This window comes from Pseudomonas macauensis (assembly GCF_047902425.1).
GTDB lineage: Bacteria > Pseudomonadota > Gammaproteobacteria > Pseudomonadales > Pseudomonadaceae > Pseudomonas.
In genome coordinates this window covers 3,012,837-3,027,979 of sequence record NZ_CP138377.1, presented here as the reverse complement: position 1 = coordinate 3,027,979, position 15,143 = coordinate 3,012,837, and the positions used below count along the sequence as shown (strand labels likewise).

14 protein-coding genes are annotated in these 15,143 nt (G+C 65.8%); all 14 read right to left on the bottom strand.

Features of this window, described 5'->3' with window-relative positions:
* Window positions 1-10: 10 nt before the first annotated feature.
* On the bottom strand, window positions 11-463 hold the full coding sequence (locus SD196_RS14040; RefSeq protein WP_275611848.1) for a PaaI family thioesterase: 453 nt from the start codon (window positions 461-463) through the stop codon (window positions 11-13).
* Window positions 464-483: 20 nt separating this feature from the next.
* Entirely contained in the window at window positions 484-1,707 is a 1,224-nt protein-coding gene (locus SD196_RS14035; protein WP_416311702.1) for an acyl-CoA dehydrogenase family protein, read from the bottom strand.
* Window positions 1,704-2,855 (bottom strand): acyl-CoA dehydrogenase family protein, encoded by a 1,152-nt coding sequence (locus SD196_RS14030; RefSeq protein ID WP_416311701.1) that lies wholly within the window; start codon window positions 2,853-2,855, stop codon window positions 1,704-1,706. The genes SD196_RS14035 and SD196_RS14030 overlap by 4 nt, the downstream gene beginning before the upstream one ends.
* 7 nt (window positions 2,856-2,862) lie before the next feature.
* Window positions 2,863-3,831 (bottom strand): NAD(P)H-dependent flavin oxidoreductase, encoded by a 969-nt coding sequence (locus tag SD196_RS14025; RefSeq protein WP_416311700.1) that lies wholly within the window; start codon window positions 3,829-3,831, stop codon window positions 2,863-2,865.
* A 16-nt stretch (window positions 3,832-3,847) separates the two neighbouring features.
* Window positions 3,848-4,939: a Zn-dependent alcohol dehydrogenase gene (locus tag SD196_RS14020; protein ID WP_275611852.1), complete on the bottom strand. Its 1,092-nt coding sequence runs from the start codon at window positions 4,937-4,939 to the stop codon at window positions 3,848-3,850.
* A 62-nt stretch (window positions 4,940-5,001) separates the two neighbouring features.
* The gene (locus SD196_RS14015) at window positions 5,002-6,414 is read right to left on the bottom strand and encodes a coniferyl aldehyde dehydrogenase (protein WP_416311699.1); all 1,413 of its coding nucleotides are present in this window, start codon (window positions 6,412-6,414) and stop codon (window positions 5,002-5,004) included.
* Between the two features lie 38 nt (window positions 6,415-6,452).
* Entirely contained in the window at window positions 6,453-7,259 is an 807-nt protein-coding gene (locus tag SD196_RS14010) for an enoyl-CoA hydratase/isomerase family protein (RefSeq protein WP_416311698.1), read from the bottom strand.
* 86 nt (window positions 7,260-7,345) lie between these two features.
* Window positions 7,346-8,494, bottom strand: a complete 1,149-nt coding sequence (locus SD196_RS14005) for an acyl-CoA dehydrogenase family protein (protein ID WP_416311697.1) — start codon at window positions 8,492-8,494, stop codon at window positions 7,346-7,348.
* A 90-nt stretch (window positions 8,495-8,584) separates the two neighbouring features.
* The gene (locus tag SD196_RS14000) at window positions 8,585-9,421 is read right to left on the bottom strand and encodes an SDR family NAD(P)-dependent oxidoreductase (RefSeq protein WP_275611856.1); all 837 of its coding nucleotides are present in this window, start codon (window positions 9,419-9,421) and stop codon (window positions 8,585-8,587) included.
* Window positions 9,422-9,435: 14 nt separating this feature from the next.
* Window positions 9,436-9,843 carry a MaoC family dehydratase gene (locus tag SD196_RS13995; RefSeq protein ID WP_275611857.1) on the bottom strand — a complete coding sequence of 136 codons (408 nt, stop codon included), beginning with the start codon at window positions 9,841-9,843 and terminating at the stop codon, window positions 9,436-9,438.
* 13 nt (window positions 9,844-9,856) lie between these two features.
* On the bottom strand, window positions 9,857-10,297 hold the full coding sequence (locus tag SD196_RS13990; protein ID WP_275611858.1) for a MaoC family dehydratase N-terminal domain-containing protein: 441 nt from the start codon (window positions 10,295-10,297) through the stop codon (window positions 9,857-9,859).
* Window positions 10,298-10,313: 16 nt separating this feature from the next.
* Window positions 10,314-11,498, bottom strand: coding sequence for a lipid-transfer protein (locus SD196_RS13985; RefSeq protein ID WP_275611859.1), 1,185 nt, complete (start codon window positions 11,496-11,498; stop codon window positions 10,314-10,316).
* Between the two features lie 36 nt (window positions 11,499-11,534).
* Entirely contained in the window at window positions 11,535-13,091 is a 1,557-nt protein-coding gene (locus SD196_RS13980; protein ID WP_416311696.1) for an acyl-CoA synthetase, read from the bottom strand.
* 355 nt (window positions 13,092-13,446) lie between these two features.
* The gene (locus SD196_RS13975) at window positions 13,447-15,135 is read right to left on the bottom strand and encodes a GMC family oxidoreductase (RefSeq protein ID WP_416311695.1); all 1,689 of its coding nucleotides are present in this window, start codon (window positions 15,133-15,135) and stop codon (window positions 13,447-13,449) included.
* Between the last annotated feature and the right edge of the window lie 8 nt (window positions 15,136-15,143).

The window sequence follows — 15,143 nt, the reverse complement described above, 5'->3', positions numbered from 1 at the left end:
GGCTCCTGGGTCACTGCGTCCGGCCGTGCAGGCTGCGCGTGTTGTTGATGAAGGTGCCCTTGCCCCGCGCCACCAGGGTGTCGCCGTCGAGCAGGCTGCAACTGGCCACGCTGATGCTGCGGCCAAGCTTGTGGATCTGCACCTGGACCTCGATCCAGCGCCCGGGCAGCGCCGGGCTCAGGTAGTCCATGTCGAGGTTGATGGTGGCCGGCGGCAGCTCGGAACCTGCGGTCAGCTTGATCGCGGTGCCAAAGCCGGTGTCGGCCAGGGTGGCGAGAAAGCCGCCATGGGCGATGCCCAGCGGGTTGAGATGTTCCGGCAGGATGCGCGCGGCGACCATCCGGCGTTCCAGGTTCACGTACATGCCACCGCAGTTGTTGACGAAGCCGGGACGGGCCATCGGCTGGAAGCCAGGCGGCAGCTCCGGCTCGCAGCCGGGCTCGACAGGGTCTTGCGAATTCACGGGAAGATTCATGGCAATGCTCAGAGTCCGAGTATCTGCTTGGCGATGATGTTGCGCTGGATCTCGCTGGTGCCGCCGTAGACGGATGTCTTGCGGTAGTTGAAGTAGCGCGGCAGCAACGCCGCCAGCTCGGGCGAACCGGGATTGGCCTCCACGTCGCGACCACGGTTCTCGGCCCAGGTGTCACGAACGAAGGGCCAGCCCCGTGGTCCGGCCACCTCGATCGCCAGCTCGCTGATGGCCTGCTTGGTTTCGGTGCCGACCAGCTTGACCATGCTGGAGGCGGCACCCACCGAACTGCCGGAGCGCTGCCCGGAAAAAAGTCGCAGTTCGGTCGCCTCCACGGCCTCGACGCGAATCGCCAGTTCGCAATAGCGCCGCTGGAAATCGAGGTCCTCGGCCATCGGCCGGCCGTCGTCGCCGGGCAGGCGTTCGGCCAGCTGCAGTACCTGCCCCAGCTGGTAGCGCAGTGCTGGTCCGTAGCTGTTGCCGCGTTCGAATTCGAGCAGGTACTTGGCGCAGGTCCAGCCTTGACCTTCCTCGCCGATGCGGTTGGCCAGCGGTACCCGCACATTGTCGAAGAACACCTCGTTGACCTCCTGCTCCCCCGGGTAGGGGCCATCCAGCAAAGGCAGCGGACTCACGCGGATGCCGGGGCTCTTCATGTCCACCAGCAGGAACGAGATGCCGGCCTGCTGCTTCGCCTCCCGGCTGGTGCGAACCAGGCAGAACATCCAGTCCGCCCACTGCGCGTGGGTGGTCCAGATCTTCGAGCCATTGAGCAGGTAGTCGTCGCCGTCGCGCTCCGCGCGCATCTTCAGGGCCGAAAGATCGGAGCCCGCTCCTGGCTCGGAGTAGCCCTGGCACCAGAAGATATCGGACGACAGCGTCGGCGGCAGGAAGCGCGCCTTCTGCGCTTCGCTGCCGAAACGCATGATCACCGGCGCCACCATCTTGATGCCCATCGGCGAAATCGGCGGGCAGCCGGCAGCGGCGATTTCACACTGGAACAGGTAGCGCTGCGTCGGCGTCCAGCCCGGGCCGCCATGCTCGGCGGGCCAGTCTGGCGCGGCCCAGCCGCGAGCGTGGAGTTTCTTCTGCCAGCACTGCTGGCCAAGCTTGTCGAGGAAGCCGTTCTTCGAGCGTCGCATCAGCGCGCGCAGCTCGTCGTCGAAGGCCTCGTAGATCCAGGCTCGCACTTCTTCGCGGAAACGTTGTTCTTCGATGCCGAATTGCAGATTCATGCCTGTGCCCTCCGCGTTAGCGCCAGGCTGGCGTACCGGCGCACGTGGTGGTCGAGGGAGCCGAACTGCTGCTCCATCACCGTGGCCCGCTTGAAGTAGTGCCCCAACGCCAGCTCCTCGGTAATGCCCATGCCGCCGTGGATCTGCACCGCGGCCTGGCCGACGAAGCGCAGGGCCTTGATGGCCTGCGCCGTTGCCGCGCAGGCAGCGAGCGCGAGATCGGCGGGTGATGCCAGGGCGCGCATGGCCGCCAGATAGGTCAGCGACAGCGTCTGCTCGATCTGGATATGCATCTCCACCATGCGGTGCTGGAGCACCTGGAAGCTGCCGATGGGCACGCCGAACTGCCGCCGCTCGCGGGCATAGGCCAGGGTGTCGGCGAGCATCCGCTGCATGCAGCCGACCGCCTCGGCGCAATGCGCCAGCCGGGCCTCGTCGAGCACGCCCTGCAACAGGGCAAAGCCCTGACCTTCCGGCCCCAGCAAGGCGCTTTGCGGCACCCACAGGTTGTCGAAATGAATATCGGCGGCGCGGCTGCCATCCACTGTCGGATAGTCCAGGCGCCGCAGCCCCTTGGCATCGTTCTCGACGAGGAACAGGCTGATGCCGTCGCGCTCGCGCGAGGTGCCCGCGGTGCGCGCGCTGACCAGCAGATGGCTGGCCCAGGGTGCGCCCAGCACCAGGCACTTCTTGCCGTTGAGACGGTAGCCCTCGGCCTCCCGCTGCGCGCGACAGGCAACATCGTGCAGGCAGTCGCGCCCCTGCTCTTCCCGCTGCGCAAGGGCGATACGCAGGTCACCGGCGATGATCTGCGGGATCAGTCGCTGCGCCTGTGCCCCACCCACCCGCTGGAGCAGGCCGCCACCAATCACCACGGTGGACAGGTACGGCTCGACCACCAGCGCGCCGCCGAAGGACTGCATGACCAGCAGGTTCTCCAGCAGGCCGCCACCGAGCCCGCCATGTTCCTCGGCGAAGGATGCCCCCAGGACACCCAGGTCCTCCGCCAGGGCTTCCCAGCATTGCGGCCGCCAACCGTCAGCGGAGTTCACCGCTTCCATGCGCTGGGCAAAGCCGTAATGCTCGTCGAGGAATCGCTGCAGACTGTCCTGCAGCAGTTTCAGCTCCATCGTCAGTTCGAAGTCCATGGCGGCCTCAGCAAGCCAGTGCCCGCGCACGTTCGAGAGCGGCGCGGCAGTCGTGGACCATGCGTTCGAGCAGTTCGGCGCAGGTCGGGATGTCGTCGATCAGGCCGACGCACTGGCCGGCGGTGACGATGCCGTCGTCGGACGCCCCACTCTCCAGAGCGGCACGACCACGGGCGCCGGCCACCAGGTGGCGGATATCCTCGAATTTCGCGTTGCCGCGCTGCTCGATGCTCACCACTTCCTCGGAGATCGGGTTGCGCAGCACCCGTGCAGTGTTGTGCAGGGTGCGGAAGATCAGCCGGGTATCGCGCTCGGTAGCGCCGACCAGGGCACGCTTGATGTTCTCGTGGATCGGCGCCTCGCGGGTGGCGCAGAAGCGTGTGCCCATGTTCACCCCTTCCGCCCCCAGTGTCAGGGCGGCGGCCATGCCGTCGCCGTCGGCGATGCCGCCCGACGCGATCACTGGCACCTGCAGGCGGCGCGCGGCCAGCGGGATCAGCACCAGGCCGGGTACGTCGTCCTCGCCGGGGTGGCCGGCGCATTCGAAGCCGTCGATGGACACCGCGTCCACCCCCAGGCTCTGCGCCTTCAGCGCATGGCGCACGGCCACGCACTTGTGGATCACCGTTATGCCGGCGGCCTTGGCCTTTGCGATGTACTCGCCGGGGTTGTTGCCGGCGGTCTCCAGCACCTTCACACCGCTGGCGATGATGACGTCCAGGTATTGCTCGTAGGGCGGCGGGTTGATCGACGGCAACAGGGTCAGGTTGACCCCGAACGGCTGGTCGGTCAGCGTGCGGCAACGCTCGATCTCGGCGGCCAGCGCCTCCGGGGTCGGCTGGGTCAGCGCGGTGAGGATGCCCAGGCCGCCGGCGTTGGAGACGGCGGCGGCCATCTCGGCACGGCCAACCCACATCATGCCGCCCTGGATGATCGGATAGCGGATGCCGAGCAGTTCGGTAATGCGTGTCTTCATGAGAGTTCTCCGCGTATCACTGGTCGAAAACGATGACCGAGCGCGCCAGTTCGCCACGGCGCAGCTCATCGAAGGCTTCGTTGATATGCTCCAGCTTCAGGCGCTGGGAAATCATCTCGTCGAGCTTGAGGCGGCCCTGCATGTAGAAGTCGACCAGCCGCGGCATGTCCACCGGGAAGCGATTGGAGCCCATGAAGGAGCCCTGGATGCGGCGCTCGCCGAGGATGTCGAAGCCGTGCAGCTCGATCTTCTGCCCCGGTTTGATCATGCCGATCACCGTTGCGCTGCCGCCGCGGACGAGCATGCCGAAGGCCTGCTCGAAGGTCTGCTTGAGGCCGATGCACTCGAAGGCATGGTGCACGCCACCACGGGTCAGCTCGAGCACCTGCTTGACCACGTCGCCCTCGCTCGCGTTGATCACGTCGGTGGCGCCGAAACGACGGGCCAGCTCCAGCTTTGAGTCGAGCCGGTCGATGGCGATGATCCGCCCCGCCCCGGCCAGCACGGCGCCATTGATCGCCGACAGGCCGATGCCGCCGCAGCCAATCACCGCCACGGTTTCGCCAGGGCGCACCTTGGCGGTGTTGAACACCGCCCCCGTGCCAGTGATCACCGCGCAGCCGAGCAGCGCCGCGCGGTCCAAGGGCATGTCCTTGCGGATCGAGACGCAGGCATTCTCGTGCACCAGCATCTGCTCGGCGAAGGACGACAGGTTCATGAACTGGTTGACCGGCTTGAGGCTCTGGATCTCGCTCAGGCGCGGCTCGTCGTCCTTGCCGCGCTTGGTGTCGGGTGACACGCACAGCGAAAGGTGGCCGGTCACGCAATGCTCGCAATGCCCGCAGTAGGCCGACAGGCAGGTCACCACATGGTCGCCCGGTTTCACCGAGCGCACCTCGGAACCGACCTGCTCGACGATGCCGGCCGCCTCGTGACCGAGGACCACCGGCATGGGGAACGGATAAGTGCCATCGACGAAGTGCAGGTCGGAATGGCACACGCCCACGGCCACGGTGCGGATCAGCACCTCGCGCGGTCCCGGCTTGCTGATGGCGACGTCCTCGATGACCAGCGGGGTGCCCGGTTGACGCAATACAGCTGCTTTCATGACTACCTCGAAAAGAGATCGGCCCGGCGTGACGGAACCCGTCCGGCGCGGCCGGGCCGGAATCAGCGGGTGATGAGCGAAGCGACGATCTGTTTCAACTGATCGACGTAGGGCGGGCGCATCAGGTCCGGGCCCTCGGCCGGGCGGAAGATCGCCTTGGCATGGCTGAAGGTGCGGAAGCCATCGCGGCCGTGGTAGGCGCCCATGCCGCTGGGCCCCACGCCGCCGAATGGCAGGCTTTCGACAGCGACATGCTTGAGCACGTCGTTGAGGGTGACGCCGCCCGAGGTGGTGCGGGTGAGCACGTACTCCTCCTCCGCCGCGTCGCTACCGAAGTAATACAGGCCGAGCGGACGCGGATGTGCGTTGACATAGGCGACCACGTCGGCGATCTCCTTGTACGGCTTGACCGGCAGCAGAGGACCGAAGATTTCGTCCTGCATGACGCGTAACCCGTCCGCCGGATCGATCAGCAGGGTCGGCGCGATCTTGTGATGGGCCTGGTCGCTGAAGTCTTCGCCAGCGGGATTCAGCTCGACCAGTTCGACACCGGCCTCCCGAGCCTCGCTCAAGTACCCCAGCAGGCGCTCGAAATGCCGTGCATTGATCACCGAGGTGTAATCCGGATTGTCCTTGAGTGTCGGGAAGTAACCGGCCAGTACCGCCTTGGCGATGGCGATGAACTCTTCCAGCGATTCCTCGGGAACGAAGACGTAGTCCGGGGCCAGGCAGATCTGCCCGGCGTTGTGCATCTTGCCGGTGATGACCTTGGTCACCGCGGCCTTGAAGTCGGCCGAACGGGAAATGATGGTGGGCGACTTGCCGCCCAGCTCCAGGGTCACCGGTACCAGGTTCTCGGCGGCGGCGCGCATCACTTGCCTGCCGATGCTGGTGGCGCCGGTAAACAGCAGATGGTCGAATGGCTGGGTGCAGAACGCCTGGCCGACATCCGCTCCGCCAGTGACCACCGCGACCTCGTCCTCGGCATACACCGAGCGAATCATCCGAGCCATCAGCGCCGAGGTCCGGGGCGTGAACTCGGAGGGCTTGATCATCACCCGGTTGCCCGCCGCCAGGGCGCCGGCCAGGCCGCCGAAGGCCAGGTTTACCGGGAAGTTCCACGGACTGACGATACCCACCACACCCAGGGGCTGGTACTGCACCCAGGCGTCGCCACGATCACTGTGACGTTGCTCCGGCTTCATCCACTCGGCCAATTGGGCCTTCGTCTGCTTCAAGGTCATCAGCGGCGACAGGACCTCGGTCACGCGGCTGAAGTCCTTGCTTCGATGGCCAAAATCGGCGGCCACGGACTCGACGATCTCTTCCTGGTGATCGACCAGCAGGCCGATGGCGCGGTCGATCAGTTCGATACGCTGCTCGGCCGAAGACGGGCCGGCCGCGAGAAAGGCGCTGCGCTGCCTGTCGAGAAGCGCACGGATCTCCGTGCCGTTCGGGTGGTCATACGCGCTCATTGCAAACCCCTCATTGTTGTTGTGTCTGGTTTCACCGCTCAGGCGTTATCGCGCTTGGCGGCGGGCCACTGATAGAGCGGCGCCTCCTTGCGAGCAAAGCGCCCGGCAGCCTCCTTGAGGTAGGTAGAGGCCATGCTCACCGCCTGGTTACTGGCTTCGGCATCGAGCATCGTGAGCAGGTCGCTCTCCAGTGAGACGCCAAGAAGACGCTTGGTCATGCTGAAGGCAGTGGGCGACAGGTTGGCCATGGCTCGGGCCAGCTCTTGGGCGCGAGCGCGGAAGCTGTCTGCCGGATGGACTTCAAGGGCGATGCCCAACTGCTGGGCTTCCTGCGCGGAAACTTCGCGGGCGGAGAAGATGATTTCCCTGGCTTTCTGCAGTCCGACGATACGCGGCAGCGTATAGGACGCCCCCAGATCCGGCCCCAGGCCAAGGCGGGCAAAGGACATGCAGAAACGCGCCCGCTCAGAGGCAATCAGAAAATCCGCCGCGAGCGCGATGCTGAAACCTGCACCGTAGGCAGCACCGTCAACCGCAGCGATGATCGGCTTGTCAAAGTCGACCATGGCCATCAGGAGGCGATTGTTTTCCTCCATGCGGCGCCGGACATTCGCGGCCTCGATGTAATCGCCCTGCATGTTGCCGATGTCGCCACCGGAGCAGAAATCGTTTCCAGCGCCAGTGAGCAATACCGCTCGCACTTCAGGATTGCGTCGCAGATCCGTCAGTGCGTCGAGCAGCTCGGCAAACATCTGCGGGATCAGGGCGTTCTTGCGCTCGGGACGGGCCATGACCAGAGTGGCCAGGCCGTTGTCGATGGACAGGTCGATGGTCGACGCATTCATGGCAGGTCTCATTCCGTTTCCAGGGGGCGGTGGGTCGGTGGTCGAGCGCGCCGGCAGTCCCCGAGGGACCGCGGCGGGCGGATCGCTTACAGCGTGCGGGCGATGATTTCCTTCATGATTTCGTTGGAACCGCCGAAGATCTTGCTCACCCGCGAGTTCACGAACTGACGCGCGATCGGGTACTCGATCATGTAGCCGTAGCCACCGTGCAGCTGCAGGCACTCGTCGATGATTTCGCAATTGCGCTGGGTGGCCCACCACTTGGCCATGGCCGCCGTTTCGGCATCCAGTTCGCCGTTGAGCACCTTGACCATGCAGTCGTCGATGAAGGTACGGGCGATGGTGTAGGTGGTCCGCATCTCGGCGAGCTTGAAGCGGGTGTTCTGCATATCCAGCAGCGACTGGCCGAATACCTTGCGGTTGCGCACGTACTCGACGGTGTCGTTCAGCGCGCGCTCCATGCTGCCCAGCGCGCCGAGGGCGATGATCATGCGCTCCTGCGGCAGCTGCTGCATGAGCTGGATGAAGCCCTTGCCCTCCTCCGGGCCCAGCAGGTTTTCCTGCGGTACGCGCACGTCGTCGAAGAACAGCTCGGCGGTGTCCTGGGCCTTCTGGCCGATCTTCTCGAGGATCCGGCCACGACGGAATCCGGGCAGGTCCTGGGTCTCGACCACGATGATCGAGGTGCCCTTGGCGCCCTTCTCCGGGTCGGTCTTGGTCACCACCAGGATCAGGTCGGCGTGGTAGCCGTTGGTGATGAAGGTCTTCGAACCGTTGATGACGTAGTCGCTGCCATCCTTCACGGCGCGGCACTTGATGCTCTTGAGGTCGGAACCGGCACCCGGCTCGGACATGGCGATGGCGCCGACCAGCTCGCCGCTGGCCATCTTCGGCAGCCACTTGAGCTTCTGCGCCTCGCTGGCATAGCGCAGGATGTAGTGGGCAACGATGCCGCTGTGCACGTTGGTGCCCAGGCTGGCGGTCACCTGGCGGCTTTGCTCCAGGGTCAGGATCGCGTCGTGGGCGAAGTTGCCGCCCATGCCGCCGTACTCCTCGGGAATGCTCAACAGCAGCATTCCGCACTGGCCGGCGCGCCGCCAGGTTTCACGGTCGACGTGCTGCTGCTTGGCCCAACGCTCTTCGTGGGGCACCTGTTCTTCGGCGACGAAGCGCCGCACGGATTCCTGGAAGATGTTCAGGTCTTCAGTGATCCAGGGGGATTTGTAGGCACTCATGGGGCATTCCTCAGGAGACGCTTGCATCGGGTATCGGACGTGCAGCCGTGCGATACCGAGGAGGTACCGCAGGGCGCTTGACGGAGGGGCTTAGAAGTTGCCGCCGGGGCCGCCGCCGCAGTAGATGGTCTGGCCGGAGCAGTAGTTGGATTCCGGCAGGCAGAACAGCACCACGGCACCGGCAGCCTCTTCCGCCTTGCCCGGACGGCCGAGGGGAATGGTGGTGCTGAGCGCGTCGAGACGGGCCTTCTGCACGCCGACCCGGATCTCGCGACCCTCGATGTTGACGGTCTTGCTGTCTTCGCCGGCCAGCGCCTGGGTCAGGCGGGTATCGATCACCCCGAAGGCCACCGCGTTGACGTTGACCTTGTAGCGGCCCCACTCCTTGGCCAGCGCCTTGGTCATGCCGAGGATGCCGGCCTTGGCCGAGGAGTAGTTGGCCTGCCCGGCGTTGCCCCCGGCGGCGCCGGAGGAGATGTTGACCACCTTGCGCAGGACCTCGCGGCCCTCGGCGGCGTCTTTCTTGGCCAGCTCGCTGAGGATCGGCTGGGCAGCGCGCAGGATGCGGAACGGTGCGGTCAGGTGGCAGTCGATGATGGCGCCCCACTGCTCGTCGGACATCTTCTGGATCACGTTGTCCCAGGTGAAACCGGCGTTGTTGACGATGATGTCGACGCTGCCGAAGTTATCCATGGCGGTTTTCAGGAAACGATCGGCGAAATCGGTTGCGGTGACGCTGCCGATGCAGGCGATCGCATCGCCACCGGCGGCGCGGATATCGGCGACGGTTTGTTCCGCCGGCTCCTGGTCCAGGTCATTGATGACCACCCGCGCACCCAGCGCGGCCAGCTGCAGCGCGACTTCACGGCCGATGCCGCGGCCGGAGCCGGTGATCAGGGCGACTTTGCCGTCGAGTTTCTTGTTCATTGCGTTCTCCTGTTTCAGGCGTCCAGGGCCACTACGGCTTCGCCGGACAATTTGATTTCACCCGCCTGGTTGCGGGTGGTGATTTCCACGCGTACGGTGCCGGCGGCTTCGTCCTTCTCCAGCACGCGGCCGGAGCAGGTGATGGCGTCGCCCAGGTGGGTAATGGCGGCGAAGCGCACGGAGAATCCGCGCAGGCGCTCCTGCGGCACCCAGTTGGTCAGTAGCCGGCCCAGGTAGGCCATGGACAGCATCCCGTGGGCGAACACGTCCGGCATGCCCGCCTTCTTCGCGAAGTCGATGTCGACGTGGATCGGGTTGTGGTCCCCCGAGGCGCCGCAGTACAGCGCCAGGGTGGTGCGATTCACCGGCTCGGTGGTGAAGCTCGGCAGTTCGTCGCCGACGGCAATTGCATTCAGGTTCACGCTCGGCTCCTCGTTAGTTGCGTACGACCAGGCTGTTGCGCAGTTCCGCCACCAGCTCGCCTGCGCCGTTGGTGACGCGGGTCTCGCGCACCACGAACTCCAGGGCGCCGCCCTTCTTGTCGTAGATGTCGACGATCTTTGTCTCGAAGGACAGGCGCTCGCCGGCAAAGGCCATGCGGTGGTAGGTGAAGCTCTGCTCGGCATGCAGGATGCGACCGAGGTCGATGTTCAGGCGCTTGAGCACCGAACCCGAACCGCCGGCTTCCATGTCCAGGCAGAAGAGAAAGGTCGGCGGCACGGGCAGGCCGGGGTAGCCGGCGTCACGGGCGGCGGTCTCGTCGCTGTAGCGCGCATCCGCCTGGCCGGTGGCTTTGGCGAAGAAGCGCAGGCGCCCCGCCTCGACCAATTGCGTGTGGCTGGAAACCACCGCGCCGATATGGCTCTTGTCGATCATGCTCGCGTCTCCCGGATCACTGGCGCTGGAACAGGGTGACGACGCAGGCGCCGCCCAGGCCCAGGTTGTGCTGCAGGGCGAAGCGCGCGCCGTCCACCTGGGTGGAGTCAGCGGTGCCGCGCAGCTGACGGGTAAGCTCGAAGCACTGGGCGAGGCCGGTGGCACCCAGCGGGTGGCCCTTGGACAGCAGGCCGCCGGAGGGATTGGTGACGATGCGACCACCGTAGGTGTTGTCGCCGTCGAGGATGAACTTCTCGGCGGTGCCTTCGGGGGTCAGCATCAGCCCTTCGTAGGTGATCAGTTCGTTGGCGGTGAAGCAGTCGTGCAGCTCCACTACCTGGATGTCCTGCGGACCCACGCCGGCCTTTTCGTACACGGCGGCAGCAGCGTTGCGAGTCATGTCGTAGCCAACGACCTTGCGCATGTCACCTTCGTCGAAGGTGCTGTTGCGGTCAGTGGTCATGGCCTGGGCGGCGATCACCACGTCGGTGCGCAGGCCATGCTTCTTCGCGAAGGCCTCGGAGCAGACGATGGCGGCGGCCGCGCCGCAGGTCGGCGGACAGCACTGCAGGCGAGTCAGCGGATCGAAGATCATCGGCGAAGCCATGACTTCCTCGACGCTCACCACGTTGCGGAATACCGCCAGCGGGTTGCGCGCGGCGTGCTGGCTGGCCTTGACGCGGATGCGGGCGAAGGTCTCGCGGCTGATGCCGTACTCCTTCATGTAGGCACGCCCGGCGCCGCCGAAGAACTGTGCGGCACGCGGCGCCTGCTCGTCGAAGCCCTGCACCTGCTGCATGGTCTTGGCAAAGCGGTCCATCGGACCGGTGCGGTCGGTATAGGCGCCTTTCAGCGCGCCGGGGACCATCTGCTCGAAACCCACGGCGATAGCGCATTCCACCGCCCCGCTCTCGACCGCCTGGCGCGCCAGGAACAGTGCGGTGGAGCCTGTGGCGCAGTTGTTGTTGACGTTGATCACCGGGATGCCGGTGAGGCCCACGCCGTACACCGCGGCCTGGCCGCAGGTGGAATCGCCGTAGACATAGCCGACGTAGGCCTGTTGCACCAGGGCGTAATCGACGCCGGCATCGGCCAGCGCGGCCTTGGCCGCGTTGGCGCCCATGATGTGGTATTCGTCGCTGGCGCCAGGCTTGGTGAAGGGGATCATGCCGACCCCGGCCACCACTACTTTGTTATTCATGTCGTTCTCCTTGGGGATGCTTCGTGCAGCGCGCCATCAGTTGACGGCACGTTTCTGGTCTTTCCAGTAGGGGGCGCGCAGGTCGCGCTTGAGGACCTTGCCGGCCGCCGAAAGCGGTAGCGCAGTCACGAACTCGACGGTTTTCGGGCACTTGTAGCCGGCGATGTGCTGGGTGCAGTGGGCGCGGATGTCGTCGGCGCAGACGTCGCTGCCTTCGCGCAGCACCACTACCGCGTGCACCGCCTCGCCCCAACGCTCATGGGGGATGCCGATCACCGCGCAGCTCTGCACGGCCGGGTGGCGGGCCACCACGTTCTCGACCTCGGCGGAATACACGTTCTCGCCGCCGGTGACGATCATGTCCTTCAGGCGATCGACGATGAACAGGAAGCCGCGCTCGTCCATGTAGGCACCGTCGCCGGTGTGCAGCCAGCCATTGCGCAAGGTCTTCGCGGTTTCTTCCGGGCGATTCCAGTAGCCAAGCATGACGTTGGGCCCGCAGACGATGACCTCGCCGACCGTGCCGCGGGGCACCTCGTTGCCGTCCTCGTCCACCACCTTGACCAGGCCGCCATAGCCGCCGCGCCCAGCGCTGCGCACCAGCCCGCTGGCGATACCTTCGGCCTCGTGGGTCCACTCCGGGCTGATGGAGATCACCGGCGAGGACTCGGTCATGCCATAGGCCTGCATGAATGCCACGCCCGGAAGTTTCGCCAGTGCCTGTTCCAGCACGGGCAGGGAAATCGGCGAGGCGCCGTAGGCCATGCGCTTGAGGCAGCTCAGGTCATGGCGTTCGAAATCCGGATGGTTGATCACCGCCTGCAACATGGTCGGCACCAGCAGCATTTCGTTGATGCGTTCGCGCTCGATGGTCTGGATCACTTCCAGCGCATCGAACATCGGGATGAAGACGTTGACGTCGCCGCTGATGACCTGACTGAGGCAGCGCGCCATCGCAGCGGTGTGGAACATTGGGGCCGCGTGCAGGGTCCGGGAGTTTTCCTCCGTCGGAAACTCGGCAAGACGCGCCACGGCGGAGGACCAGAGGTTCATGTGCGACTGCATCACGCCCTTGGGCAAACCGGTGGTGCCGCCGGTGTACATGATCGAAGCCAGGTCGTTGCCACCACGCATGGCATCGGCGACTGGCTCGTGGCGGGCGATCAGGTCCTCGAAGGAGTGCATGCCCTCGGGCGCCTCGCCGTCACCAACGTGGACCAGCAGTGGGGCGCACTTGGCGCCGGCGCGAATGCCTTCGGCCAGGTGCAGGAAATGGTCGTCGATCAGCAGGATCTCGGTCTGGCAGTCGTCCAGGGAGTAGACGATCTCGGGCACACTCCAGCGGATGTTCACCGGGTTGAGCACGCCGCCACCCCACCAGGTGGCCAGCATGTACTCCAGGTAACGGTCGGAATTCAGGGCCAGCATGCCGACCCGGTCGCCGCTGCGCATACCCAGCGCCTGCAAGGCCGCAGCCAGGCGCGAGACGCGTTCACCCTGCTCGCGGAAGGTCCTCGTACGACCGCGGAAGATGGTCGCGACGTGGTCGGGGTCCTGCTGCAGCATGCGCTGCAGGCCTTGGGTGAGGTACATGGCAGGTCTCCAATGGATGTTGTTCTTGTGGGTTCGATACTAGGGAGCGCCGCCGGCGACGGCGTCGGTCGAAGGGATGAAGCTGCGGTGGTTTGGCGGGTGGTTCGAATGAACTAGAAGCTGGGAGTCGGACGGCGTCGGGTGGTTCGCGAGCAAGCTCGCTCCTACGAAGAGCGGTCCGGCGCATGCCTGTAGGAGCGAGCTTGCTCGCGAACCTGCCAATGACGTCGGCCTTGTCGGCGGATCGCGGATAAAATCCACTCCTACGGGTTTAGCTCTGCACGGCTTTCGTAGGAGCGAATAAAAAAGGGCCGGGCGTCCGAAGCCGCCCGGCCCTCCCCCGTACAACCCTGTCTCAGCTCGCCAGCACTTCCCCCAGCGAAGCCGCGCGGCCCGGCTCCATGCTGGTCCGGTCGGCCAGCACCAGGTCGGCGCACTTCTCGCCGATCATGATGGTCGGCGCGTTGGTGTTGCCGCCCACCTGCAGCGGGATTACTGAAGCATCCGCCACCCGCAGCCCCTGCACACCCCGCACACGCAGCTGCGGGTCGACCACCGAGTGCTCGTCGCCGCCCATCCGGCAACTACCCACCGGGTGGTAAACGTTGTCGCAATGCTCGCGGATCATTTGCTTGACCGCCTCGTCGTCGCTGCCGTCGAACTTCAGGTGACCATGGAACAGCGGCCGTCCACCGAAGCGCGCGAGCACCGGCTGTTCGAGTATCTCGTGCACCAGCTTGACGCCCTTGAGCATGGTGGCCATGTCGCGCTCGTCCTTCAGCAGGTTCAGCTCGATCTGCGGGGCATCGCGCATGTCGGCGCTGGCCAGGTGGATCTGCCCGCGACTGTGCGGACGCAGCACGCAGACATGGACGGAATAGCCGCTGCCGTAGTGGAAGGTGCGCCCATGGTTGTCGCCGGAGGACATCACGAAGTGCAACTGGATGTCCGGATCCGCCAGGGCGGGATCAGTCTTGAGGAAGGCGCCGGCCTCGGTGAAGGTGCGGGTGAACAGGCCACCGCGCTCGCGCTTGTACTTGCGCCACTGCCACAGGTAGCTGAGCGCACCGCGAACGGTCACGCCGAACAGGTCGGTGCTGAAGATGCGCTTGTGCAGGATCAGGTCCGGGTGTTCCTGCAGGTTCTGCCCTACCTCGGGCGCATCGTGCAGCGGGGTGATGCCCATCTGGCGCAGATGCGCGGCCGGGCCGACTCCGGAGACCATCAGCAGCTGTGGTGATATCAGGGAGCCGGCGCAGACGATCACTTCCTGCGACGCGTGCAGCGCCAGTTCCTTGCCCTCTCGCTCCACCAGCACGCCGGTTGCCCGCTTGTCCTGGAACAGGATGCGCAATGCCCGGGTGCCCGTAAGCACATGCAGGTTGGCGCGGCCGCCACTGTGCGCCGCATCGTCGGCCTTGCCGCGGTGCAGGTAGGCACGCGCCGCGTTCCAGCGCTCGCCGTTGAACTGGGTGACCTGGAAGTACCCTACCCCCTCCTGCCGCGGTCCGTTGAAGTCGTGGTTGTACGGGTGGCCGGCAGTAGCCGCCGCCTCGATGAAGTGCCGCGCCCAGGAGCACGGCGAACGGGGATCGGTCACATGCAGCGGGCCGCTGCCGCCGTGCAGTTCGTCATCACGGCCGGCGACGCGCTCGTTGTTCTCGGCGCGCTTGAAGTACGGCAGCACCTCCTTCCAGCTCCAGCCCTCGCAACCCAGGCGCGCCCAGCCGTCGTAGTCCGACGGAGTGCCGCGCAGGTACAGCATGCCGTTGATCGACGAGCTGCCGCCCAGTCCCCGGCCGCGCGGTAGGTAACTCGCGCGCCCGGCCAGGCTCGGCTGTGCGGTGCTTTCGTAGGCGTAGTTGTAGTCACACTTGCGCGGGATGGTCAGTGCCAGGCCCACTGGCACCGTGACCTTGCCGTGGTGATCATGGCCGCCGGTTTCCAGCAGCGCCACCGTGCAGCCGGCGTCTGCCAGGCGGCTCGCCACGGCGCATCCGGCCGAGCCCGCGCCGACCACGATGTAATCGAATAGCCGTTCCATCTTTTTCA

Bases quoted from the DNA above. Each gene is read 5' to 3' on its own strand.
- SD196_RS14005 (WP_416311697.1), bottom strand. From the start codon at position 8,494: ATGAGTGCCTACAAATCCCCCTGGATCACTGAAGACCTGAACATCTTC.
- SD196_RS14035 (WP_416311702.1), bottom strand. From the start codon at position 1,707: ATGAATCTGCAATTCGGCATCGAAGAACAACGTTTCCGCGAAGAAGTG.
- SD196_RS14010 (WP_416311698.1), bottom strand. From the start codon at position 7,259: ATGAATGCGTCGACCATCGACCTGTCCATCGACAACGGCCTGGCCACT.
- SD196_RS14030 (WP_416311701.1), bottom strand. From the start codon at position 2,855: ATGGACTTCGAACTGACGATGGAGCTGAAACTGCTGCAGGACAGTCTG.
- SD196_RS14020 (WP_275611852.1), bottom strand. From the start codon at position 4,939: ATGAAAGCAGCTGTATTGCGTCAACCGGGCACCCCGCTGGTCATCGAG.
- SD196_RS14015 (WP_416311699.1), bottom strand. From the start codon at position 6,414: ATGAGCGCGTATGACCACCCGAACGGCACGGAGATCCGTGCGCTTCTC.
- SD196_RS14000 (WP_275611856.1), bottom strand. From the start codon at position 9,421: ATGAACAAGAAACTCGACGGCAAAGTCGCCCTGATCACCGGCTCCGGC.
- SD196_RS13985 (WP_275611859.1), bottom strand. From the start codon at position 11,498: ATGAATAACAAAGTAGTGGTGGCCGGGGTCGGCATGATCCCCTTCACC.
- SD196_RS14025 (WP_416311700.1), bottom strand. From the start codon at position 3,831: ATGAAGACACGCATTACCGAACTGCTCGGCATCCGCTATCCGATCATC.
- SD196_RS13975 (WP_416311695.1), bottom strand. From the start codon at position 15,135: ATGGAACGGCTATTCGATTACATCGTGGTCGGCGCGGGCTCGGCCGGA.
- SD196_RS13990 (WP_275611858.1), bottom strand. From the start codon at position 10,297: ATGATCGACAAGAGCCATATCGGCGCGGTGGTTTCCAGCCACACGCAA.
- SD196_RS13980 (WP_416311696.1), bottom strand. From the start codon at position 13,091: ATGTACCTCACCCAAGGCCTGCAGCGCATGCTGCAGCAGGACCCCGAC.